This is a genomic window from Xanthomonas sp. F14 (assembly GCF_014199865.1).
On the sequence record NZ_JACHOM010000001.1, the window covers coordinates 783542 to 807441 of the forward strand.

A 23900-nucleotide genomic window follows, 5' to 3' on the forward strand; every position below is an offset into this window, starting at 1 on the left:
TTGAATGGGTTAATTCGGAGGTGATCCGATCCCACTCTCTCCGCCATATGTCGCTGCAGAGCACTAAGGCGCCCGCTTTTTTCAAGACCCGCCGATTCGTCCCATCTCCTGTCCGGTACTTGGCGCCGCGGTCCGTTCGTCATCGCGGTCACTGAGTCGTCGAGCCGTGGACAGCCGGAGGGTTTCTTCATGGCACTGCGGTGTGTTGATGCCTGCTCGCGTGTGTTGGGGCTTGAAGTGGGTGTCATCCGATCGCCGGGCGGCGATCAGCGACGTTCATGCCCATCGTATGAATCAGGCGCGGGGCAGCCGCCAACCGATGCGGCCAACGCGTGTGCAAATCTCTGCCGTCTGTCTCGGCGCAGCAGCTGATTTATGGCCATCATCTGCTTGCCGTCTCCGCGATCGCTGCGGCCGTTGCTGGGTAGCGCCGGGACGGCCTTTTCACTCGGTCAAATTCGCCATGGGGGCTTCCAATGTCTGCTCGACATCATCGTCTGCGTCGCATCTTTCGCATGATTTCGGCGCTCGCGCTTTGCCTGGTGCTGCCTGCAGCACCGGCTGCTGCGGCTGCTGCGGCTGACAGCATTCCGCCTGGGGATTGGCGCGGAATCCTGTCCACCCGCGGCGGCACCGGGCCGGTTTATGTCGTTCTGAGAGCTCGTGCAGCAGGAGCCGATGGCAGGCAGGGTGCGGACCTGCGATTCGGGCCCCCGTTCAATTGCGCACTGGAGCTGCGTGCGCAAGCAGACGATTACGCGCTGCAGTCGCGCAATGGTGGCAAGTTCTGCGATGCGCTCTCCGGCGGGCGTGCCCAGCTCCAGGCAGGGGATGGGATGGCACCAGGCATTCAGCTCACGCTGCTGGGTCGCGAGGCGCCGCTTGTCATTGCCCTGGACCAGAAGGCCGATGCAGCGTTGACCGAAGCAGGGCGCTGGCGCTCAAGCGGCCTGACGTCGGCGCAGCTGGACCTGGTGGCGACGGCGGTCCGGCCGGGTGATGTGGTCGGTCGCCTGCGCTATGGCGCTCCTCGGGACTGCCAAGTGGAATTGCGCTATGCCGGGCATGAGGCAGGTGCTTTGACTGCCTGGATCGGTGCCAACGATAGAGGCTACTGCCGGGGGCTCAGCGACAGCCAAGCCAGGATGCAGATGCGTCCGGATGGCAGCGCCGTGCTTTCGCTGCTCTTGCATGGTCAACGCGATATGGTGTCGTTTGAGCGAGTGCCCTGACCTCGGTGCAGGTGCAGGCTGCCAGTGCGACAACACCGCCGTCTTTCAAACGGTGATTACTGTGTGTTGGTGTGCTGATGGGAGTTAAGCCTTGCGGCAGCGAACGAGGAAAAACATCAGGGGCGTGGCTTGGCTATAAATTGTTCATGAAATGAGCAAGATCAGCCGCCTGCGAGTACTGCCGCGGGTTTCTCCAACGAAGCGGCAGCTTCGACCAGAAAAGCGAAAGGAATGCCGGGCGTAGGCTGCATCGCCCGTCTATTAGCCATTGCCATTGCAACGGCAGGCCAGAGTAGGAGTGTGGCCCTCGACAAGTGACTGCCTACGGCTTCGACGGAGCGTAAACAGCGGGTGGAGCACATTGGCCTGACCAGCCATAAAGCCAGGAACCCAATGAACGCGCCCGTCGAATATCGCCCCGATCTGGAAACGCCCAGCGTCAGTGAGCAGGAAACCATTCGTTCCCTGGAAGCGCTGTTCGTTGACATGGCAACGACGGTGGCGGAAAAGGAAGGTCATGCGCACCGCGCAGTCCATGCGAAAGGGCAGGGCCTGTTCACCGCCAGGCTCAGCGTATTCAACGATCTGCCTGAAGAGCTGCGACAAGGCCTGTTCGCAGGGCCTGGGCAATACGATGCTTACATCCGCCTGTCATCGCCACCTGCAGAACAACTGAGCGATGCTGTGTCGACTCCGCGTGCCCTGGCGTTGAAGGTGTTGGGTGTCAGCGGCGAGCGCGTCGAGGGCGGAGACGAGAAGCACAGCCAGGATTTCTTGATGGTCAATGGCCCTTCCTTCACCACCCCCGGTCCCGACGGGTTCTTGCGTAATTTCCGGGTGCTGGCGACGACCACGGAAAAGGCGCCAGGCGCCAAGGCGGCGCTTTCAAAAGTGCTTCGGGGTGTCGAGCACACGCTTGAAAAGATCGGCGGGGGAAGCGGCAGCATCAAGCAGATGGGCGGACAGCCGCAGGTTCATCCGCTGGGCGAGACGTTTTTCTCGCAGGTGCCGTATCTCTACGGGCGTTACATCGCCAAGTTCTCGCTTGCGCCGATATCCAGCAATCTCGTTGAACTCGATGGGCAGGAAGTTGGCGACTCCCCGGATGCGCAGCGCGAGGCCGTTCATCACGCCATCAGCACCCTGGATAGCCCGGCCGAGTGGGAGCTGCGCGTGCAGCTGTGCCGGGACGTGGAAAAGATGCCGGTCGAGGATGCGTCGATAGAATGGCCGCAATCCATCAGCCCCTTTGTGGCAGTCGCGCGCGTGGTGGTCGAGCGCCAGGCCGGTTGGGACGGAGAGAACTCGCAGCAGCTGGAAGACCGCATCGCCTTCTCGCCGTGGCATGCCTTGGCCGCGCACCGGCCGCTGGGCGCCATCAACCGGGCGCGCCGTATCGTGATGGCAGCCTCGCGCCGATTCCGCTCCGAGTTCAATCGCTGCCCGATCCACGAGCCGACTGGCGTCTAGCTGCTCCTGCTGCGTGCACGTGTCGTGCAGCACGCCTGTATCCGGGGGGCCGGAGTGCCCCTGGATCGCAGCTGCCAGGCGAGGATTTTGATCAGTCGTTGAGCGACTGCGTCGACTCGCGTGGCATGCCAGGGTGACCGCCGCTGCGTTTGGCGAGGACTAGCAGACAGCGGACTCGATCCACCGGGACTGCTGCTGTCTAGCTGAATGCTCGACTCACCCAGGGTGATGGATCGGGAAAGGACCATCAAGAACGACCGATCGCTGCCGCTAGGGACGCATCCCCAACGCAAGCAGCAGAGGCCGCTATGTTTTTCTCCGACAGCCACAAGGTGGACGCACTGACCAAGGCGGTTGATGCCACGTTGAAAGGTGGCAGTGCGCAGTGGCCCAATAACGGATCGGCTCTGCTGCTCAAGAAAATGGCCGAGCGTTTGTATGCGGCCCAGCAGGAGCGTGATCTGGCCAAGGCCCAGGCGGAAGACGCGACGACCGCGTTACGCCATCTGGAGGGCCGTTTCGAGCTGGTCGCCAGTGGTACGACCGACGGGCTCTGGGACATTGGTGTCATTGCCGGGGATCCCAGCCACCCCGACAGCCCGGTGTGGTGGTCGCCGCAGATGCGTCGGCTACTGGGCTTTGCCTCTGAACAGGATTTTCCCAATGTCCTGGACAGTTGGGTCGCATGCCTGCACCCGGATGACAAGCAGCCGACGCTGGATGCCTTTGCGGCGCACCTTGCCGATCGCAGCGGTCGAACTCCTTACGACGTCGAAAACCGCCTGCGTCTGAAGTCCGGCGAATATCGCTGGTTCCGCGCATTTGGCACTACCGAGCGCGATGCACAGGGCTTGCCGCTCCGGGTGGCGGGTTCGCTCACCGACATCACCGAGCGTCGCGCGCGGGAGCAGTTCCTCGACATCACGCTGACGCGCTTCGAGCTCGGCTCGCAGATGCTCAGCGACGGCTTGTGGGACATGAGCGTGATCGCGGGTGACCCGATCAATCCGAACAACGAATTCTGGTGGTCGCAGCAGTTCCGCCACCTGCTCGGCTTCGAGTCCGAGCAGGACTTCCCCAACGTGCTCGATAGCTGGGCGTCACGGCTGCACCCGGAAGACAAGGAGCGTTCGCTGAACGCGTTCGCGGCGCATTTGAACGACCGCAGTGGCCGCACCAACTTCGATATCGAGTATCGCCTGCAGCTCAAGAACGGCCAGTACCGCTGGTTCCGCGCACGCGGCCTGACCAAGCGCGCTGCCGATGGCACGCCGTTGCGCGCGGTTGGAGCATTGATGGACGTGGAAGCCGGGCGTCAGCTGGGCGAGGTGGCAAACACGCTCAGCAGTGCGGCAGGCGACATCGTGCGCAGCAACGATGACCTGTCGCGGCGCACGGAGCAGCAGGCGGCGGCGCTCGAGGAGACTGCAAGCTCCATGGAGGAGATGACCAGCATCGTTCGCAAGAACGCCGAAGGTGCGCGTCAGGCCAATTCACTGGCGAGCAAGGCCGCGGAGACCGCGTTGCATGGCGGTGAGCTGGTCAATGGTGTCGTCAGCACCATGGCGGCAATCCAGGCGTCGTCGCGGAAGATCGGCGAAATCATCACCGTCATCGATGGCATCGCGTTCCAGACCAATATCCTTGCCTTGAACGCTGCCGTGGAAGCGGCGCGGGCCGGCGAGCAGGGGCGTGGCTTTGCGGTCGTCGCGTCCGAGGTACGCAGCCTCGCGCAGCGCTGCACCATGGCGGCCAAGGAGATCCGCGACCTGATCGCCGACTCGGGTGCGAAGGTGGGGCAGGGCGCGGAGCAGGTCAACGTGGCGGGCAAGGCCATGGAAGAACTGCTTTCCTCGGTGCGGCAGGTCAACGACATCATGAGCGGCATTGCCGCGGCCAGTCACGAGCAAAGCGCTGGCATCGAGCAGATCAACCAAACCATCTCGCAGATGGATGCAGCGACCCAGCAAAACTCCGCTCTTGTTGACACCATGGCATCGTCGGCCCGCGCACTTGAGGATCAGGCGACTGCGTTGGTGGAGAGTGTTGCCAACAGCTCACGCAGCGCCTCCGGCAAGACGAAGCTCGCATTGGCTGCATAACGCGTGTAGCCAATGCCGCCCTGTGACCTGGTAATGCCGGGAAGCAGGGCGGTGCACTGGAAACCAGAATGCGTTCAATGGCTTTTCTACGCCCGGCCTGAAAAGGCGCCCGGTCTAGACCGATCGCCTGAAATGTTTCATCGGGCAGGTGCGGTGTCGATGCGTGCGCCGGTCGCGAATGAGGCTCTCCGGATTTTTCCATCGACCACCTCGTAGATGCATAGCATCTCAACACGGCCGATCCCTTCAGGAAAGTTGCGGGTGATGCGCTCCGCGTCGGCGACGATGTTGCCGACGACGGTCCGCGACAACAGCTGCGCATGCAGGTCCGGCTCCTGAAAGCGGGCCAGAAACCGCTCGCGAAGCATGGCATGCCCTTTGGCCAGCTGTGTTCCGTGCAAGGTGTAATGCTCGGCATCGTCAGCATAGGTGGCCAGCAAGGCGTCGATATCCTTGGCGTTGTAGGCATCCAGCTGCGCTTGAACGATCGAGAGCACGCTATCGGTGGCCATGTCTGACAATGCTCGTGTAGAGAGGGACAAGGCGCTATCGTCCAGCATCCGTGGATGACGTGCCAAGGATTTGCTGGCAGTGAGGCACCGAAGCAGGCGGATCCTGGTGGGTGTCTGCTAATACCAACCCAGATACAGCGTCGCAATGCCCCAGGTATCGATCAAGCCATGCGCCAGGATCATCGCCCAGAGGTTGCGTCGTGATCGCAGATAGACATAGCCGAACAACGCGCCGACAAGCCCGGCCAGCAGCACCCCCGAGATGCCTTGGGTCAGGTGCATCGCGCCAAACAGGGTTCCCCCTGCCACTGCCGCCATCACGCGTCCGCCACGATGGCGGCCCAGCAGGTGATCGAGGTGGTGCATCAGGAACGCACGGAAGACCAGTTCCTCGCCAAGCGCCGCGCTGAGCCAGGCGCCGCCTGCCAGGTGGGCAGCCGCGTTGACGTTGCCAAGCAGTGCGCCGTACCCGCTGTAGTCGGCCTTGGTCCCGGTCAGCGCATCGATCAGCGGTTGCACGAACGGATTAATGACGCCGATGACCAGCGCAAGCAGCAGCAGTGTCCAGCCTAACCAGGCGCGAGACGACTGATGCTTTAATCCGCAGGCACTCAGCGAGCGCGTTTCCAGCCAGACCAGGGCAATCGCTAGAATGCCGACAAGCGGCATCCGCCAGGGAAACTGCACCCAGCGGTAGTGCGCCAGTGCGAGGATGACGGCGATCGCTGCGATGCGTGCCAGAGGATGTCCCAGTACAGGAATGCCCGGGCGGGGATGTGCGCTTGAGGAGCCTTGTTGAAACATGCTGGACGAAGGATCGAGTAGGTGCTCGAACGGTAACCACGAGATTGACAAGCGTCCTGTGCCAGAGGGCATGGGTTGCTGACTGCGACGAGGGAAAGACATGCGCTGTTTCAGGCGCTCGACCGTGATCCGCCCATTGAAGTAAGGCCGGCCGATGTCGCCGTGTGCGGTGAAGACGCTGCTGGCAGCGCCTGGATTTCAACCTTCATTGCTGGCAGGTTTGCATTGAGTTCAAGCAAGGTCTGCATCAGCGCAGCGTTTCAGTTGGCAGCTGCTCCACGCTCTCATTTCATTTTCTGGTGGTGGCTGGGGATTCGTTTCAGGTTGGACTGCACATCGCTCCGAAGTGACGATGTCCTTGGTGCCTTCGCCATCCGGCTTGAGTTGCCTGATCACAGCTTGAGCATTGATTGCCGGGCTCAACGTCAGCTGGTATCGATCATCGACCAATCAGCGTGGTTTCGTCCTGGCATGCATCTCTTCAAGCCATGGTTCTACGTTGCAGAAACTAGGTTAGCTAGTGGTGACCGCTGATGTCTGTCACGCAGTGCTCTGCTTGAACTCGGCATCACCTTGCTTGTTCAGCTGTGTTTGCGCCGACTGGCAAAACGCACCACCAAGGACATGTGGATCCGGATACGCTATGCGCTTCCCACAGCGTTGTTGAAAGGTATGGAGCAGTTGAACGAGCAATGGATGACAGCGGTTGTGGATGCTTTGAGCGACCTGCAGGCAGCAAGGGTGGCGCAGGGCGCGGTGCTTGAGGCGCTGGTTGCTTCGCATCCATCCCCGGTGCTGCTGATGCGGTGTTGGGATCGCCTTTCCTCCTCCTTGGTTGCGACCGTTTCGCAACACAAGGCCTCCTCGACAATGGCAAAGCCGATCGAGGCGTATACGCTTGAGCAGTTGGCAGCGTGGACGGATCGAATGGAGCGCTGTTTTCCCCAGGCCAGAGGGCAATCCTAGCCCGGGCTACTGCAAGGCAGCGCTTGCCATTCCGCTCGACACACAGCACCTGGCCATCCAGTGCGTAGCGTAGTCATACGCCGCGCCTGGATCAGCGAAGGGGACAATGAGCAGTCGCCAGCAGTGCAGTGTGCTGGCGCCGGACGCTAGCCGGCCGTCAAGCTCCTGTTCTGAGCCTTGGCGGCTATCAGCGTTGCGAGACAGGGCGGGCAGTCTGCATTGACGCGCTGGACTTTACTGACGCATGCCAATCGCCAAACGATTGAATGCGGCCATCAGCGCGATGGCAAAGCTCAGGTCAGCGATCTCGGCGTCACTGAAATGGGCTTTTAGAAGAGCAAAGTCATCGTCAGGGGCTCGGCTGTTTGCGATATCTGTCAATGACTCGGTCCACCCCAGGGCCAGGCGCTCACGGTCGCTGAAATGCGGACTCACCCGCCACCCGGCCAGGCTGTCCAACTCGATGCGCTGCTGGCGCAGGCCGCCCAAGCACACGGACTGCCACTTCAGGCATTGAGCAGGTGGCGAATCCGGCCCTCATCGTCGGGCGGTTTGCTGATGGGATTCTCAGGCTTTGCAACGCGAGAACAAGCGTATGCCTCGGTTCAACGGCTACGAGCAGCACTGGATGACGTGTGGGCGCCTGCAGGGCATCGCGTCCGTGCTGCATCGCCCCGGGCCTGAAGCACTTTGATTAACGCCCACCCTGAAAGCGGAAGGTGAAGCGCATGTTCGACGCGGCAGCCGTTGCCGAGTCTGCTGGTGGGGCAGTGGCGTCGACCAACGTCAACTGGCCATCGGCCACAGCCACCGGAACGCCAAGCGTGAGATCGATCTGTTTGGACCAGCCTCCGCCGAGCACGGTTGCCCTGACGATCAGCCGGCCCGCCACGACGCACTGCACCTCGGCCGGGCAACGGCTGTCTTCGATGACGCGGTCGGGACGTACCTTGGGGCCATCGACCGCCGCGATTTCTCCCAGCCGCACCGGGCCTTCGATGGGCTGGCTGGTGATGGACCCAGCTGCCGCGCACGCGGCAAGCCAGGTGACCAGAAGCGTTGCAAGCATCAGCCTGCGGAAGGGGCGGAGACGTTCCATGGCGGCAATCATGCCCGTGTGTTGTGGAGATGCAAGCTGATGTCTCAGTTCGCTGTGCGGATGTAGCGACCACATCAATGCGATGCAGCGTCACTTCGCCGTGACGCGCCCGCGCAAGTGCGCAGCATTGCGCGAGCGCAGGCAGCAACACGGCCAGTCACTAAGGATCGCGCTACCCGGCTAGTCAGATCACCGAGGCATTGACCTTGAACACCTCGACCGCCTGCGTCAGCTGGGTCGAATGTGCTTCCAGCGAACGGGCCGCCGTGCTCGCGGCTTCGACCAGGCTGACGTTCTGCTGGGTGGTTTCGTCCATCTGGGCGATGGTCAGGTTGACCTGTTCGATGCCGCCGGCCTGTTCCTGCGAGGCGGCGGAGATGTGGCCCATGATGTCGGTGACATGCTGGACGCTGGTGACGACCTCGCCCATGGTGGTGCCGGCCTTGTGCACCAGCGTTGCACCGTCGGCGACGCGCTGCACGGAGTCGTCGATTAGGCGTTTGATCTCCTTGGCGGCGTCCGATGAGCGGTGCGAGAGGGTGCGCACTTCCGAGGCCACCACGGCAAAACCGCGGCCTTGTTCACCGGCGCGTGCGGCCTCGACGGCGGCATTGAGCGCGAGGATATTGGTCTGGAAGGCGATGCCGTCGATGACCGAGATGATGTCGGCGATGCGCCTGGACGAGGCTTCGATGCCGGACATCTGTTCGATGACCTGGCCAACCACGTCGCGTCCTTCCGAGGCAATGGCGGCGGCGCCCAGCGCGAGCTGATTGGCACGGCCGGCGTGCTCGGCATTCTGCTTGACGGTGGAGGTCAGCTCTTCCATCGATGCTGCGGTTTCTTCCAGGCTGGCGGCCTGTTGTTCGCTGCGGCGGGACAGTTCCTGGTTGCCACTGGCGATGTCTTCGGCGGCAAAACCGATGCTGTTGGAGGTGGTCTGGATATGCGTGACGATGTCGGTCAGGCGATGCACGGTGCTGTTGGCATCGTCGCGCATGGAGGCGAACACGCCGTGGAAGTTGCCGGTCATGCGCACGGTCAGGTCGCCATCGGCGATGCACCGCAGCAGGTCGGAAAACCTGGCCAGGTTGGTGTCGGAGGTGGCCATCATGGTGTTGAGGTTTTCGACCATCAGGCGGAAGTCGTGTTCGAACTTTTCCGGCTGGCCGCGCAGCGCGAAGTTGCCGGCGCAGGCAGCCTGGGTGAGCTGCTGGATCTGCGCGTTGATGGCGCGCAGGTTCTGCTTGACCTGCTGCATGGTGGCGGTGATGGCGGCTTTCTCGCCGGGGTATTGCTCGATTTCGGGAGCCAGGTCGCCGATGGCATAGCTGCCCATGACCTCGGTCATGCGCAGCTGGGTCTGCACGTGCGCATGTACCAGGGCGTTGGTGTCCTGCACCATGTGCCCGTATTCGCCGGGGAACTGCTGGGCGTCGGTGCGGTAGCTGATCTCGCCGGCATCGTGGCGGGCCGCCATGTTGCGTTGGGCGGAGATCACATCCTGCAGGCGGCGCTGCATCTGTTGCATGGCGCGCAGCAACTGGCCGGATTCGTCCTTGCTGGTGGGCAGGTCCTGGCTGCGCAGGTCGCCGTCGTTGATGCGCTCGGCTAACCGCAGCGATTGGCGCAAGGGCAGCACCACGCTGCGGGTCAGCAACCACGCAATGGTGGCGCCCAGCAGCAAGGCGATGACGGTGGAGACCACCATCAGCATTGCAAAGCCGCGCGCGGTGGTCACCGCGTCCTTGGCGGCCGCGCGGTTCTTGGCTTCCTGCAGGTCGATGAAGGCGTTGATGCTGGCCAGCCAGGCGACGAAGGCGGGGCGCGCCTGCTGCAGCAGGCGTTGTTCGGCATGCGGCTTGTCGGCGCCATCGCGGAACGCGCGCACCTGCGCGATCAACGGCATGGTGCGCTGCTCGATGGCCTTGATCCGCTGGAGGATGGCCTTTTCTTCCGCGTCCGTGGAGGCCGCGATCATGTCGTCCAGTGGCTTGGCGGAGCGGGCGTAGTCCGCGGCGAGCTTGTCGATCGATTGTTCTGCCGTGTGCCGCTCTACTGGGTCGTCCAGCAGCACGACATCGCGCAGGGCGATCGCGCGGTCGTGCACGCTGCCGCGGAAATTGATCGCATAGCGTTGCTTGACGCTGTTCACTTCGTTGATGGCGGTGAGCTGCTGGTCGATGCTGCGCACGCGCTGGATGCCGACGACGGTGAGGATCACCATCAGCACAATGATCGCGAGGAAGCCGAGGGCCAGGCGCTGACCGATGCGCAGATTCGAAAGCAGGGACATAGGGAGTTTGATCGGTGATCCGGCGAGCGGAAGAGCGGGGGAGAATCCCAGCAACAGCTGGGAGGCGATGCGCCCGGGACACCGATGGGGTCGGCAGCGTCGCCGCTGCACGAAGGATGTCTCGACCTGTTCGTTAGCGGCCTGCGTCAGCGGAAATGAAACCGCCGGCGGTGGCAGGATTCATCCACGGTTGGCTTCGCAATGCCGTCAGCCATGGCGATCAGAACGCAAGCCAGCGGTCGCGGCTGCAGCGCAGCGCTTTGGTACCGGTCAGCGCCGGGGCAGAAGCGGATTCAGGCGCGGCAAGTGACCGAGGCGTGGAGACGGCCGCGGCGCCGGTGCTGCGGCCGATGGCAGGCGTCGATCAGCATGCATCGTGCCGCCACCGCAGCACGGCCATCCAGGCGGCCTCAGTCATAGCGCGACAGATCCGGCGCCTTCATCGACGGCGTCATCAGCTTGGCGGCAATGTTCTGGATGCTGGGTTGGCTGGCGAATTTCAGTGCGCCGTGCAGCAACTGGATGCCGAGCCGGCTGTGCGGATTCATCAGGCGCGGGCCGATCTTCGGCACGCCCTGGCCCTGTTCCACCATCGGCCGCATGGCGTCGGCGTAGGCGGCGAAGGCGTGTTCCAGCGTTGCGGCGCGTGCGATCTCGTTGGCCAGCACGTAGCCGCCGGTGACCGCAAGAGTGGCGCCGATGCCGGCCAGCGGGGTTGCGCACCAGGCGGCGTCGCCGGTCAGCACGACGCGGCCGGCGTGCCAGCGCGGCATGCGCACCTGCCGCAAGGCATCGAAGTAGAAATCGTCGGTGGTGTCCATGCCGTCCAGTACCCGCGCAGCCTGCCAGCCGGCGTCGGTGAAGCGTTCGCGCAGATAGGCCTTCTGGGTCGCCACGTCCCAGTCCTGCTCGCCCTCGGGGGCTTTCTGCAGCGACAGCATCGCGCGTGTGGTGTCGTGCTGGTCCGGGCGCAACGAGATGCTGCGCCCGCCGGTGGTGTGATACCAACGCCACAGGCGGTCGTCGTCGGCGGTGCGTGCGATGGTGAAGTAGGCAATGGTCAGATCCATCCAGCGCGGGTCGTTCTCGCCGGGAAACACCAGCTCGCGTGTGGCCGAGCCGACGCCTTCGGCGACGATGACGGCATCGAAGTGGTCGCTGCGTCCGCTCTGGAAGCGGACGGTGGCAGCCTCGCCGTCGTCGTCGATGCTGGCGATGCGGTCGCCGAACCGGTACTCGGCCGTCTGGCGGGCGGCGTCGTAGAGCAGGCGGGCGAGGTCGCCGCGCAGGATTTCCAGCTCTGCGGTCGGGCCATCGCCATCGATGTCGTCGGTCTTGAAGGTCGCCACCGCATGGCCGTGGTCGTCGACCCAGGCAGTGCCTTCCTCACCGGTGCCGTGATCGAGTGCGGCCTGCTCCAGGCCCATGCGCTGCAGGACCTCGCGGCCGACCCCGCGCACGTCGATGTTCTGGCCGCCATCGCGAAACTGCGCGGCCTGCTCGACGACGCTGACGTCGAATCCCTGCCGGGCGAGCGCCCAGGCCACGGTGTTGCCGGCGACGCTTGCGCCGGTGATGAGGATGCGACGCGGCATGACAGATCACCCGAAAGAAGAAATATCAGAAGTGATATTACATGCCCTGGTCGCGCTGCTCCAGGTTGGCGATCAGGCGCTGCATGAACGCGACAGTCTGTTGCGCCTCCTCGGGGGAGAAGTCCTTCAGCGCATCGGCATTGAGATCGATCAGTATCTTGCCGCCGATCTCGGCGATCTTGCGCCCGCGCGACGTGAGCGAGACCACTGCGGCGCGGCGGTCCTGCGGCGCCGGGGCGCGCTCGATCAGCTGCAGGCCCTCCAGCTTGTCCAGCAGGGCCACCATTGCCGGCTGCTTCACCGCCGAGTCGATCACCAGGTCGCGTTGCAGCATCGGCCCTTTCCAGGACAGCAGCATGATCGGCCCGAGCAGTGCCAGCGACATGCCATGCGGGCGCAGTTGCGCATCCACCAGACGGTTGAAGACCCGTGCAGCATGGTTGGCCAGATACCCCGGGGCCACCGCAGCCAGCGGGTGAATGAGTGCATCGCGATCCTGCATTTGCGTCATCGTGCCACGCCGTTGGGCCATCTCGCGATTTTATCCGGGCACGCGCACCACGGGGCATTGCCTGCGCGCCGCGTCGAGACATCCATGCCGGCTGCCGCGGCAGCGCGCCATGGTGGGCCCGGCGCGCAGTCGGCAGGCATCGTCACCTGAGTGTTGTAACGTAGGCGGGCGCTGCACGCCCTGCAGGGCGCCACCGGCAACGCCGGATGGCTCTGGCAGGTGCGGCCGGCATCTCGGCCCGTTCCGTTCCTGCCTGCCGGCGCTGCGCGGCGTTTGATCCTGGTTCTTCTTCAATGGTTCGTCAAAGATGCTTGTTTGGGTGATTGGTAAGCCGTCCGCGCACCGCGTTGCGTATTGTCCGCATGACGACTGCCGCTGGGCGGCAGCGCGCCTGGGCACCACGTGAGCGCGCCGTTTCCGTATGGCGACAGCGCCATGGCGCAGGCCGTGCGCGCCTACGACTGGGCCGCAACACCGCTGGGGCCGACCACGCAGTGGCCGTCGCCGCTGCGCAATGCGGTCAGCCTGATGCTCAGCTCGCCGGAAAGCATGTATGTGGTGTGGGGCGATGCGCTGACCTTCTTCTACAACGATGCCTACACGCCGATCCTTGGGCCGCGGCAGCCGCATGCGCTGGGTGCGCCGCTGCGGGAATTGTGGGCCGATGCCTGGGAGGCGGTACGTGCGCCGATCGAGGCCGCGTTCGCGGGGCGCGCCTCGCGCTTCGAGGAAGTGCCGATCGGCATGAACCGCTACGGCACGCCGGAAGACACCTGGTGGACATTTTCGTTCTCGCCGATCTATCTGGACGATGGGCGTGTGGGCGGCGCGTTCTGCGTCACCAACGAAGTCACCGACCGCAAGGTGGCGCAAAACCGGCTTGCCGATGAGCACGAGCGGCTGATCCGGTTGTTCGAGCAGGCGCCGATGTTCATGGCGTTTCTGAGCGGTCCGCAGCATCGGGTGGAGTTCGCCAACCCGTGCTATTCGCGCCTGATCGGGCACCGCGACGTGATCGGCAAGCCGCTGGCCGAGGCCCTGCCGGATCTGGTCGAGCAGGGGCATCTGCATCGCCTGGACGAGGTGTATCAGTCCGGGCGTGCCTATGCGGCCAGTGCGCTGGCCTACAACGTGCAGGCCGAGCCGGGCGGCCCGATGGAGCGACGCCTGCTGGATCTGGTCTACCAGCCGATCGCCGGTGCCGACGGCACCGTCTCCGGCATCTTCGTGCAGGGCCTGGACATCACCGACCGCATCGGCCTGGAACGCGCGGTGCGCGAGGCGGAAGTGCGCAACCGGCAGATCCTGGACAGCGTGATGGACTACGCAATCATCGCCACCGACCTGCACGGCCTGGTCACGTCCTGGAACGAGGGCGCGCAGCGCATTCTGGGCTGGAGCGAGGCCGAGATGCTGGGCCAGACCCTGGAGCGCACCTTCACCCCGGAAGATGTGGAGCGCCGGCAGATCCTGATCGAGGCGGCGGCGGCGCTGGAAAGCGGCAGCGGCATGGACGAGCGCTGGCATGTGCGCAAGTCCGGCCAGCGTTTCTGGGCGAACGGGTCGCTGATGGTGCTGCGCGAAGAAACCGGCGCGGCGATCGGCTTTGTCAAGGTGTTGCGCGACCGCACCGCCGAGCGGCTGGCCAGCGAAGCCTTGCGCGAGAGCGAGCGCCGGCTGGATGCGCTGGTGCGCGCGTCCTCGCAGTCGATCTTTTCGGCCAGCGCCGACTGGCGCGAGCTTCGCCAACTGGTTGGCGAGGGGGCGCTGAGCGATGCGCTCTCGGCAAGCTTGAACTGGCAGCAGGAGATGGTGCACCCGGACGATCGCGCGCGGCTGGCCGAGGCCATTGCGCATTCGATCATCAACAAGACCGGGCTGGATGTGGAATACCGCGTGCTGGATGCCGATCAGCGGGTGGGCTGGACCCTGATGCGCGCGATCCCCTTGCTGGACGAGGGCGAGCAGATCGTGGAGTGGTTCGGCACCGCGGCCGACATCACCGACAAGCGGCTGGCCGAACAGCAGCTGCGCCAACTGACCGAAACGCTGGAAGAGCGCGTGCGCGAACGCAGCGCGGCGCTGCTGCTGGCCGAGGAAAAGCTGCGCCAGAGCCAGAAGATGGAGGCGGTCGGCCAGCTGACCGGCGGGCTGGCGCACGACTTCAACAATCTGCTGACGGCGATCAGCGTCGGTCTGGAGCTGTTGCAGACGCGCATCGAACAGGGCAAGTACGACCGCCTGGAGCGCTACGTGGAAATGGCGCAATCCAGCGCCGCGCGCGCCACCGCACTGACCCAGCGGCTGCTGGCGTTTTCGCGCCGGCAGACCCTGGCGCCGACCGCGCTGGAGGTGCAGGCACTGGTGCAGGGCATGCACGACATCATCGCGCGCACGCTGGGGCCTTCGATCGCCTTGCAGCTGCGCCCTGCAGCCGACCCGTGGAAAGTGCTGGTGGATGCGCCGCAGCTGGAAAACGCGCTATTGAACCTGTGCATCAACGCGCGCGACGCGATGCCCGATGGTGGCGAGCTCACCATCGCCGTCGCCAACCGGGTGCTGGACGCCGGCGCCGCCCAGCAGCTGGACCTGCCGATCGGCGAGTACGTGTGCCTGAGCGTGCGGGACACCGGCACCGGCATGAGCGCCGATGTGATGTCCAAGGTGTTCGAGCCGTTCTTCACCACCAAGCCGATCGGGCAGGGCACCGGTCTGGGCTTGTCGATGATCTACGGATTCACCCGCCAGTCCGGCGGCCACGTGCGCATCGATTCGGAGGTGGGCATCGGCACCACCATGGCGCTGTACCTGCCGCGCTTCGATGGCGTGCTGGCGCAGGACGAGGCAGTGCCGGCGACCGAGCAACCGCTGCGTTCCACCGCGCCAAGCTGCACGGTGCTGCTGGTGGAAGACGAAACCGCGATCCGCGTGCTGATGTCCGAAGTGCTGAGCGAAGCGGGCTACCGCGTCATCGAGACCGCCGAAGGCAGCGCCGCAGTGGAGCGCCTGCGCTCGCAGGAGACGATCGATCTGCTGGTGACCGACGTCGGCCTGACCGGTGGATTGAACGGACGTCAGGTCGCCGACGCGGGGCGGCAGTCGCGGCCGACGCTGCCGGTGCTGTTCGTCACCGGCTACGCGGCAACCGCGGCGGTGGGCGCCGGGCAACTGGAGGACGGCATGGAGGTGCTGACCAAGCCGTTTCTGGCCGTGGACCTGGAACGTCGCGTGGCGCAGTTGCTGGAACGCAAATCGCACTGAGGCCTGCGTGCAGGCTTGGCGATGATTCGGTCGGGGTTGCTTACAGCGCGGTCTGCACGATGCCCAGCAGGTCGCGCAACGAAAACGGCTTGGTCAACAGACGCATGCCGGTATCGAGAAAATCCGCACGCTTGGCGATGGACCCGGCATAGCCGGTCATGAACACGATGGGCAGGGCGGGATACAGACGGCGCGCATTGTCGGCGAGGTCGCGCCCGTTCATACCGGGCAGGCAGATATCGGACAGCAGCAGATCGAACGGACGCGCCTGGTTGAGCTGCTCCAGCGCCTGCTCGGCGTCTGGCGACACGATGACCTGGTAGCCCTCGTCACCCAGGATATCTGCGGTCATCGCACGAATGGCATCGTCGTCTTCGACCAGCAAGATACGGGCGTTACATGATGCGTGGTTCACCGCAGTCCTCGAGCGATCGCAACCATGCGATGCACTTCAGGTGCAACGCTAGGCCCACGCGCGTGACGAACGTGTCGGAACTGTCATAAAGCGCGGCGCAGGTCACAGCACGCTACCGATATCGCGGGGGCTCAGCTCGCGCCAAGCAAGCTGATCGATTCAGTGGTGCGCAGCGGGCAGTGATGCGCCCGTGATAAATTTAAGCCTATGGGAAATCTGAAGCCGATGATCGCAAACCGCATTACGACTGGTACGACGGGGCTTGACACCATCCTGCGCGGCGGCCTGCCGCCCAATCGCCTGTACCTGCTGGAGGGCCAGCCGGGCTCGGGCAAGACCACCGCATCGCTGCAGTTCCTGCTCGATGGCGCTGCCAAGGGCGAGAGCTGCCTGTACGTGACCTTGTCGGAAACCATCGACGAGCTCAACGAAGTGGCCGCCTCGCACAACTGGTCGCTGGAGGCGCTGCATATCTTCGAGCTGGCATCGGCCGAAGCGTTTCTGGGCGATGGACGCCAGCAGTCCATCCTGCATCCGTGGGAAATGGAGCTGGACGGCACCATCAAGCTGATCCAGGCCGAGGTGGACCGGGTCAAGCCGACGCGTGTGGTGTTCGACTCGTTGTCCGAGTTGCGCCTGCTGGCGCAGGATTCGCTGCGCTACCGGCGTCAGGTGTTGGCGCTCAAGCAGTTCTTTGCGCCGCGCAACATCACCGTGTTCCTGGTCGATGACCTCACCGGCGAGAACGGCGAACGCGATGCGCATCTGCATAGCCTGTGCCATGGGGTGATTTCGCTGGAACGCATGACGCTGGATTTCGGCGCGGCGCGGCGGCGCATGCAGGTGCAGAAGTTGCGTGGCGTGGATTTCATCGCCGGCTACCACGACATCACCATCACCACCGGCGGCATGCGGATCTTTCCGCGGCTGATCGCCTCCGATCACCATGTGCCGTTCATCGGCGATGCGGTGTCCAGTGGCGTGGCGCGTGTCGATGCGCTGCTGCACGGGGGGCCGCTGCGCGGCACCAGCACCCTGTTGACCGGGCCTGCCGGTTCGGGCAAGACCAATATCGCGCTGCAGTATGTGACCGCCGCCTGCGAGCGCGGCGAGCATTGCTGCATCCTGGAGTTCGACGAGCGCACCGGCACCTTGCTGACGCGGGCCGAGAGCCTGGGCATGGATCTGCGCAAGTATCTGGACGCGGGCCTGCTGGAACTGCATCAGATGGATCCGGCCGAGCTGACCCCGGGCGAGTTCGCCTGGGCGGTGCGCGCCAGTGTGGAACAGCGCAACTGCCGCGTGCTGGTGATCGACAGCCTCAACGGCTATCTCACCTCGATGCCGCAGGAAAAGCAGCTGATGCTGCAGATGCACGAACTGCTGTCCTACCTCAACCAGAGCGGTGTGACCACGTTCCTGGTCAATCCGCAGCACGGCCTGGTCGGCACGATGTCCACCGGCAACCTCAATATCTCCTACATGGCCGACACCGTCATCCTGTTCCGCTTCTTCGAGGCGCAGGGGCGCATCCGCAAGGCCGTGTCGGTGATCAAGAACCGCAGTGGCGCGCATGAGGATTCGATCCGCGAGTTGCGCATCGGGACGGGCGGTATCCATCTGAGCGAGCCGCTGGAGAAATTCCACGGCGTGCTGACCGGTACTCCGCATTTCGTTGGGGACGACACGCCGTTGCTGGATCGTCCACTTGACTACCTGTGACCCGGATGGGTCCATCGTCCACATCATCGCGCCGTTCGGCCGCGATGCGGAGAGCATTGCCGGCATCGTCGGTCAGCGCGGACTGACGCGCCGGGTGTACGGATCGCTGGCTGCGCTGGCGGACGACCTGCTCGATGCCTCCGGCGTGGTGGTGTTGACCGAGGAAGCGGTGGGCGGAGATCTGCGTCAGTTCTCGCATGCCCTGCAGAGCCAGGCCGCCTGGTCGGATATTCCGTTCGTGCTGTTGCGTGCGCCGCGTGGCAGCCACAACGGGCGCCAGGCCACGCTGCCGGCGGAAGTGACCAACGTCATCGAGCTGGAACGGCCGCTGAGCTCGTCGTCGTTGTTGAGCGCGATCTCCACTGCGTTGCGCTCGCGCCAGAAGCAGTTCGTGATTCGCGACCAGATGGCGCAGTTGGCCGAAAGCAGGACTGCCCTGATGTCGAGCGAGGCCGAATTGCGCCGCGTCACCGACGCACTACCGGTGCTGATTGCCTTCATCGACAAGGATCTGGTGTACCGCTTCGCCAACCGCTCGTATGAAGACTGGATCGGCATCCCCCCTGCCGAGGTGATCGGGCGGTCCATGGTGGATGTGGTGGGGCCGGCGATGGTGCAGCAGCGCCGCGCCTGGATCGAGGCCGCACTGGCCGGGCAGGCGTTGACGGTGGAGGCCAGTTGGCCGCACGCCGACGGACGCCGGCGCGATGCGGAGATCCGCTACATGCCGCGCCTGGATGCGGACGGCCAGGTGGACGGCTTTCATGTGTTTGCCACTGACATCACCGCGCGCGCGCTGGCGCTGGAATCGATCCAGCAGCAGGCCAGCCTGCTCGAGGTCAAGGTGGCCGAACGCACCGCCGAGCTGCAGCAGCAGATGCTGGCACGCGAGTCCAGCGAAGCGGCATTGCGCCAGGCGCAGAAGATGGAGGCGGTGGGCCAGCTCACCGGCGGCATCGCACACGACTTCAACAACATGCTGACCGGCATCCTGTCGGCGCTGGATCTGGCGCGCCTGCGCATCGACCAGGGTCGCACCGAAGGGCTGGGCCGCTTTCTGGATGTGGCGTCGGCCTCGGCCCTGCGCGCGGCCGCACTGACGCAACGGCTGCTGGCGTTCTCGCGCCGGCAATCGCTGGAAGCGCGGCATCTGCATCTGAACGACCTGGTGGTATCGCTGCAGGAATTGCTGGCGCGCACGCTGGGCGAATCGGTGCATCTGGAAACCGATCTGCAGGCCGACCTGCCGCAGGCGTATGTCGACGAGAACCAGCTGGAAAGCGCGCTGCTCAACCTGGCAATCAATGCCCGCGACGCCATGCCCGACGGCGGGCAGTTGCGCATCGCCACCCGGCAGTTGCAGGTCCAAGCGCAGCCGCTGGAACTGGGGCGCGCGGTGACGCTGGCGCCGGGCAATTACGTGGTGGTGTCGGTGACCGACAGCGGCGCCGGCATGCCGGCCGATGTGCTGGAGCGCGTGTTCGAACCGTTCTACACCACCAAGCCGATCGGGCAGGGCACCGGCCTGGGCATGTCGATGATCTACGGCTTCATGCAGCAGTCCAACGGACAGGTGTGGGTGGAGTCCGAGCTGGGCAAGGGCACCACGGTGAGCCTGTATCTGCCTGCCGGTCTCCATCTGCAGGCGCTGTCGCCGCAACCGCAAGCCGGTGCCGTGGTGGCCGGGCGCGGCCAGCAGGTGTTGGTGGTGGAAGACGACGAACAGGTGCGGCTGCTGGTCACCGAACTGCTCAACGAGTTGGGCTATGAGGCCGATGTGGTGGCCGACGCCGATGCGGCGCTGCCGATCCTGGCTTCGCAACGGCGCATCGATCTGCTGGTGACCGATGTGGGCCTGCCCGGGCTCAACGGGCGCCAGTTGGCGGAGATCGCGCGGCAGTCGCGGCGGGATCTACCGGTGATCTTCATGACCGGCTATGCGGAAACCGCGCGCGATCGCGGCGAGTTTCTTGCCGACGGCATGAGCATGATCGCCAAGCCGTTTACGCTGGGCGAGTTCAGCGGAAAGCTGCACGAGGTGTTGGGGCCGTCGGCCTGATGGCGTTGCGCGGTCAATCGCGCCTGATACCACGACGATGCTGCCATCGGCTGGCACCGGGGCGTCTTTGATGAGGGATGCAGCCTGAGGTTGGCTTCAGGGCGCTGCGCGCCCGGATTGCCGCGCGCTGGCCAGCGATTCGGCCACGGCGATCTTGTCGGCCACCGCCTTCTGCATCGGCGAGCCGGCGTCGAGCAAGCCATGCAAATGCCGCCAGTGCTCGCTGGCAGCGCGGTAGTCCTGCTGCTGAAAGTCGCTGATGCCCAGCAGCCACAGGCCGCGCTGATGGTCCGGCTCGCGTGCGACCACCTGTTGCAGGCGGCTGCGTGAGTCGGCGTCGATGGCGAAATCGCTGCGCGTGGCCATGTCCGCGGCCACCCAGCCGACGATGGCGGCGCTGAGATCCGGCGCGATTTTGAGCGCTTGCGCATAGGCCTCACGCGCATCGGCGGGGCGGTTGTCCTGCTCGTGGGTCCTGGCTTGCTGCATCCACGACTCCAGCGCCTGCTCCTGCGCAGCGTCGGCGTTGGCCTCTGCGGCCCGGGCTTGCTCACCCGCGGCGACGGCAGGCGCGTCTGTCGGTTGCGCTGTCGCATGCACACGCCGTGCGATCGCATCCGGCGCGCCGACCAGCCGATACAAGCCGGCCGTGGCGATCGGCAAGCCGAGCACCAGCACAATCGGCAGGCTGTAGCGTGCATTGCCCATGCGCGTTGGCTGACGCAGCAACGGCACCAGCAACAACAGCAAGGCGACGACCACCAGCGCGGCGCTTGCGATATAGAAACCGGTCATCACCATTCTTCCTCCGGTTGCGGCGCCACCGGCGTGCCGGCGCGCGCACGTTTGCGCACGGTGTGGATCACCACGCCCGCACCGGCACCCAGCAGCAGCAACGGACCGAACCACAGCAGCCAGGTGCCGCGCTTGACCGGCGGGTCGTACAGCACGAAGTCCGAATAGCGATCGACCATGTACTGCTTGATCTGCGCATCGCTCCTGCCGGCCTGCAACTGCGCGAACACCTGGTGGCGCAGATCGCGCGCAAGCTCGGCATTGGAGTCGGCCAGGTTCTCGTTCTGGCACACCAGGCAGCGCAACTGCGCGGTCAGACGCTGATAACGCGCTTCGTCGCTGCGGTTCTTGAACGGCAGCGGGTCCACCGCCTGCGCCGCCAGCGGCGGTGCAAGCAGCACGCCCAGCAGCAGCACCAGCAGCACACGCAGTTGCCGGCCCTGCATGCGCCAGTACCAGCGCCAAACCCAGCGCGCCGCCATCACCGCGTGCCCTGGGGCAGTGCGGCGATGGCGGGCAGCAGCTCGTCGTGGATGACCGCAGGCGTGAGCACGCCGATGTGCTTGTAGCGGATCACGCCTTGCGCATCGATCAGGAAACTCTCCGGCGCACCGTAGACACCGAAATCGATCGCGGTCTGGCCGGCTTCGTCGGCAATCACCAACGCATACGGATTGCCGTACTGCGCAAGCCAGGCCGTGGCGTCGGCTTGCGCGTCCTTGTAGTTATAGCCGATCAACGCCACCCCGAGCCGGCTGGCCTGCGCCATCAGCACCGGATGTTCGTGCACGCATTCGGCGCACCAGCTGCCGAACACGTTGAGGACGTAAGGCTTGCCCAGCAGCTGATCGCGGCTGACGCGTTGCTCGGGCCGATCCAGCCGCGGCAGCGAGAACGCCGGTGCCGGCTTGCCGATCAACGGCGAGGGCACATCGCGCGGGTTGTGCTGCATCGTCCAGTAAATGCCGAAGCCGAACAGCGCCGCCAGCAACAGAAAACCCAGCAAGGGCAGCAGACGGTTCATGCGTGCGATTCCTGCGCAGTGACACTGGTGCCGTGTGCCGGTGCCGTGGCCGCCGTCGTGGCGAGCGCCGGCGCACGGAACCGGCGGGCACAGGCGCTGACGAAGCCGCCCAGCATCATCAGCAGGCCGCCGGCCCAGATCCAGCGGATGAAGGGTTTGTAGTACAGCCGCAGCGTCCAGTCGTATTCGATGTGTTGATCGTCCAGCGGCTCGCCGAGGGCGACATACAGATCGCGGGTGATACCGGGGTCGATCGCCGATTCGGTCTGGATGCGCTCGCTGCTGTACAGGCGTTTTTGCGGATGCAGTTGCGCGACCAACTGGCCATCGCGGCTGACCTGCACGCTGCCTTGTTCGGCCTTCCAGTTCGGCCCGTCGATCAGTTGCACGCCGTCGAAGCGGAAGGCGTAACCGGCGATCTCGGCGGTCTGCCCGGGCGACAGCCGCACGTCGCGTTCGACCGACAGGCTTTCCGACACCAGCACGCCGGCCACGAACACCGCCACGCCCGCGTGCGCGAGCAGCATGCCGGCCATTTCCGCCGGAAACCGCCGGCCGCGCGGCATCTCGCGCCAGCGCTTGTACATGTACAGCGCGGTGCCGGCCGCCACCCATGCGGCAACGCCGATCCCGGCGATCGCCCGGGGCTGGCCCTCGGCAAACAGGCTGCCGACCAGCGCACAGGCGACTGCGGCGATGCCGGCGCGCGTGCCCAGTGCCTGCAACGGCGCCGCCTCGGCCTTGCCCCAGCGCAGGTACGGGCCGAACGGCAGCAACAGCATCACCGGCAACATCAGCAGCGGGAACAGCAAGCCGAAGTAGGGCGGCCCCACCGACACCTTGCCCAGGCCGAAGGCATCGGCCACCAGCGGAAACAAGGTGCCCAGCAACACCATCGCCGCCGCCACGGTGAGCAGCAGATTGCCGATCAGGATGGCGGTCTCGCGCGAGGCGGCGGCGAACGGTTTGCCGCTGGCGATCCGGGGCGCGCGCAGCGCATACAGCAGCAACGAGCCGCCGACCACGGCGATCAGGAAGATCAGGATGTACAGGCCGCGGCGCGGATCGGCGGCGAACGCATGCACCGAGGTCAGCACGCCCGAGCGCACCAGGAAGGTGCCCAGCAACGACAGTGAGAACGCCAGGATCGACAGCAGGATGGTCCAGGCGCGCAGGCTGCCGCGTTTTTCGGTGATCGCCTGGGTGTGGATCAGCGCAGTGCCGACCAGCCACGGCATGAAGCTGGCGTTTTCCACCGGGTCCCAGAACCACCAGCCGCCCCAGCCCAGTTCCGCGTACGCCCACCAGCTGCCGGCGACGATACCGGCGGTGAGGCAGGCCCAGGCCACATTGGTCCACGGTCGCGCCCAGCGCACCCAGGCCTGTTCCAGTTCGCCACCCAGCAAGGCCGCCACCGCAAACGCGAACGCCACCGAGAAGCCGACGTAGCCGGTGTACAGCACCGGCGGGTGGAAGGTCATGCCCGGGTCCTGCAGCACCGGATTGAGTTCGTTGCCATCCAGCGGAATCGGCGACAGTCGCGCGAACGGATTGGAGGTCAGCAGGATGAAGGCCAGAAAGCCCACCGACACCAGCCCCAGCACCGCCAGCACGCGCGCGGCAAAATGCTGCGGCAGATGCCGGCTGAAGGCGGCCAGCACCAGCGTCCAGGTCGACAGGATCCCGATCCACAGCAGCAACGAGCCTTCGTGCGCGCCCCACACCGCGGCAAAGCGGTAGTACCAGGGCAGGGCGATGTTGGCGTTGTCGGCGACATAGCGCACCGAAAAATCCAGCGACAGCAGCGACCAGGCGAGCAGGCCGAACGCCATCCACACGAACAGCGCCTGACCGACCGCGGCCGGCCGCGCAATGCCCATCAACGCGCCATTGCCGCGCCAGGCACCGATCAGCGGCAGTACGCCCTGGGCAAGCGAAAGCAGTAACGCCAGGATCAGGGCGATCTGGCCGAGTTCAGGCGTCATGGGCGAATCGCATCGTGCAGCGAATAAAGATCATCGAGGGAAAGAACAGCCT

20 protein-coding genes are annotated in these 23900 nt (G+C 65.0%); 8 read left to right on the forward strand and 12 right to left on the reverse strand.

Annotated features, from left to right (window positions below; all coding sequences use genetic code 11):
- Positions 1 to 476 precede the first annotated feature (476 nt).
- The 3 genes from GGR73_RS03475 (at position 477) to GGR73_RS03485 (ending at position 4804) form a co-directional block, all read left to right on the forward strand.
- Complete coding sequence (locus tag GGR73_RS03475) at positions 477 to 1232, forward strand: hypothetical protein (protein WP_184455666.1); 756 nt, start codon at positions 477 to 479, stop codon at positions 1230 to 1232.
- 393 nt (positions 1233 to 1625) lie between these two features.
- The gene (locus GGR73_RS03480) at positions 1626 to 2702 is read left to right on the forward strand and encodes a catalase family protein (protein WP_184380119.1); all 1077 of its coding nucleotides are present in this window, start codon (positions 1626 to 1628) and stop codon (positions 2700 to 2702) included.
- 308 nt (positions 2703 to 3010) lie between these two features.
- The gene (locus GGR73_RS03485) at positions 3011 to 4804 is read left to right on the forward strand and encodes a methyl-accepting chemotaxis protein (RefSeq protein ID WP_184380122.1); all 1794 of its coding nucleotides are present in this window, start codon (positions 3011 to 3013) and stop codon (positions 4802 to 4804) included.
- Between the two features lie 137 nt (positions 4805 to 4941).
- Here the strand turns inward: GGR73_RS03485 and GGR73_RS03490 are convergent, their stop codons facing one another.
- Positions 4942 to 5316, reverse strand: coding sequence for a nuclear transport factor 2 family protein (locus GGR73_RS03490; RefSeq protein WP_104608104.1), 375 nt, complete (start codon positions 5314 to 5316; stop codon positions 4942 to 4944).
- Between the two features lie 117 nt (positions 5317 to 5433).
- On the reverse strand, positions 5434 to 5985 hold the full coding sequence (locus tag GGR73_RS03495; protein WP_184456477.1) for a CPBP family intramembrane glutamic endopeptidase: 552 nt from the start codon (positions 5983 to 5985) through the stop codon (positions 5434 to 5436).
- Positions 5986 to 6195: 210 nt separating this feature from the next.
- On the opposite strand from GGR73_RS03495, the gene GGR73_RS03500 reads away from it, so the two are divergent.
- Both GGR73_RS03500 and GGR73_RS03505 read left to right on the forward strand, forming a co-directional pair.
- Entirely contained in the window at positions 6196 to 6654 is a 459-nt protein-coding gene (locus tag GGR73_RS03500) for a hypothetical protein (RefSeq protein WP_184455668.1), read from the forward strand.
- 39 nt (positions 6655 to 6693) lie between these two features.
- On the forward strand, positions 6694 to 7086 hold the full coding sequence (locus GGR73_RS03505) for a hypothetical protein (RefSeq protein WP_374057720.1): 393 nt from the start codon (positions 6694 to 6696) through the stop codon (positions 7084 to 7086).
- A gap of 234 nt (positions 7087 to 7320) precedes the next feature.
- Here GGR73_RS03505 and GGR73_RS03510 read toward each other — a convergent pair whose 3' ends face one another.
- From GGR73_RS03510 to GGR73_RS03530, 5 genes are all read right to left on the reverse strand, one after another.
- A complete protein-coding gene (locus tag GGR73_RS03510) occupies positions 7321 to 7575 on the reverse strand; it encodes a carboxymuconolactone decarboxylase family protein (protein WP_202975120.1) in 255 nt (84 codons plus the stop codon).
- 205 nt (positions 7576 to 7780) lie between these two features.
- Positions 7781 to 8185, reverse strand: a complete 405-nt coding sequence (locus GGR73_RS03515; protein WP_435014617.1) for a hypothetical protein — start codon at positions 8183 to 8185, stop codon at positions 7781 to 7783.
- Positions 8186 to 8369: 184 nt separating this feature from the next.
- Complete coding sequence (locus GGR73_RS03520) at positions 8370 to 10481, reverse strand: methyl-accepting chemotaxis protein (protein WP_184455672.1); 2112 nt, start codon at positions 10479 to 10481, stop codon at positions 8370 to 8372.
- A 410-nt stretch (positions 10482 to 10891) separates the two neighbouring features.
- On the reverse strand, positions 10892 to 12076 hold the full coding sequence (locus GGR73_RS03525; protein ID WP_184455674.1) for an FAD-dependent monooxygenase: 1185 nt from the start codon (positions 12074 to 12076) through the stop codon (positions 10892 to 10894).
- 37 nt (positions 12077 to 12113) lie between these two features.
- Positions 12114 to 12578, reverse strand: a complete 465-nt coding sequence (locus GGR73_RS03530; protein WP_184456479.1) for a MarR family winged helix-turn-helix transcriptional regulator — start codon at positions 12576 to 12578, stop codon at positions 12114 to 12116.
- Between the two features lie 444 nt (positions 12579 to 13022).
- Between GGR73_RS03530 and GGR73_RS03535 the strand changes: the two genes are divergently transcribed.
- Entirely contained in the window at positions 13023 to 15848 is a 2826-nt protein-coding gene (locus tag GGR73_RS03535) for a PAS domain-containing protein (protein WP_221233994.1), read from the forward strand.
- A gap of 40 nt (positions 15849 to 15888) precedes the next feature.
- Here the strand turns inward: GGR73_RS03535 and GGR73_RS03540 are convergent, their stop codons facing one another.
- Positions 15889 to 16233, reverse strand: coding sequence for a response regulator (locus GGR73_RS03540; protein WP_102252252.1), 345 nt, complete (start codon positions 16231 to 16233; stop codon positions 15889 to 15891).
- A gap of 237 nt (positions 16234 to 16470) precedes the next feature.
- On the opposite strand from GGR73_RS03540, the gene GGR73_RS03545 reads away from it, so the two are divergent.
- Both GGR73_RS03545 and GGR73_RS03550 read left to right on the forward strand, forming a co-directional pair.
- Positions 16471 to 17985, forward strand: coding sequence for an ATPase domain-containing protein (locus GGR73_RS03545; protein WP_024940164.1), 1515 nt, complete (start codon positions 16471 to 16473; stop codon positions 17983 to 17985).
- On the forward strand, positions 17972 to 20044 hold the full coding sequence (locus GGR73_RS03550) for a PAS domain-containing sensor histidine kinase (protein WP_184455678.1): 2073 nt from the start codon (positions 17972 to 17974) through the stop codon (positions 20042 to 20044). The genes GGR73_RS03545 and GGR73_RS03550 overlap by 14 nt, the downstream gene beginning before the upstream one ends.
- A 96-nt stretch (positions 20045 to 20140) precedes the next feature.
- Here the strand turns inward: GGR73_RS03550 and GGR73_RS03555 are convergent, their stop codons facing one another.
- The 4 genes from GGR73_RS03555 to GGR73_RS03570 are packed head-to-tail and all read right to left on the reverse strand — an operon-like array spanning position 20141 to position 23848.
- The gene (locus tag GGR73_RS03555; RefSeq protein ID WP_184455680.1) at positions 20141 to 20845 is read right to left on the reverse strand and encodes a TPR domain-containing protein; all 705 of its coding nucleotides are present in this window, start codon (positions 20843 to 20845) and stop codon (positions 20141 to 20143) included.
- Positions 20839 to 21321 carry a cytochrome c-type biogenesis protein gene (locus GGR73_RS03560; RefSeq protein WP_184455682.1) on the reverse strand — a complete coding sequence of 161 codons (483 nt, stop codon included), beginning with the start codon at positions 21319 to 21321 and terminating at the stop codon, positions 20839 to 20841. The genes GGR73_RS03555 and GGR73_RS03560 overlap by 7 nt, the downstream gene beginning before the upstream one ends.
- On the reverse strand, positions 21321 to 21863 hold the full coding sequence (locus GGR73_RS03565; RefSeq protein WP_024940340.1) for a DsbE family thiol:disulfide interchange protein: 543 nt from the start codon (positions 21861 to 21863) through the stop codon (positions 21321 to 21323). The genes GGR73_RS03560 and GGR73_RS03565 overlap by 1 nt, the downstream gene beginning before the upstream one ends.
- Positions 21860 to 23848 carry a heme lyase CcmF/NrfE family subunit gene (locus tag GGR73_RS03570; RefSeq protein WP_184455684.1) on the reverse strand — a complete coding sequence of 663 codons (1989 nt, stop codon included), beginning with the start codon at positions 23846 to 23848 and terminating at the stop codon, positions 21860 to 21862. The genes GGR73_RS03565 and GGR73_RS03570 overlap by 4 nt, the downstream gene beginning before the upstream one ends.
- Between the last annotated feature and the right edge of the window lie 52 nt (positions 23849 to 23900).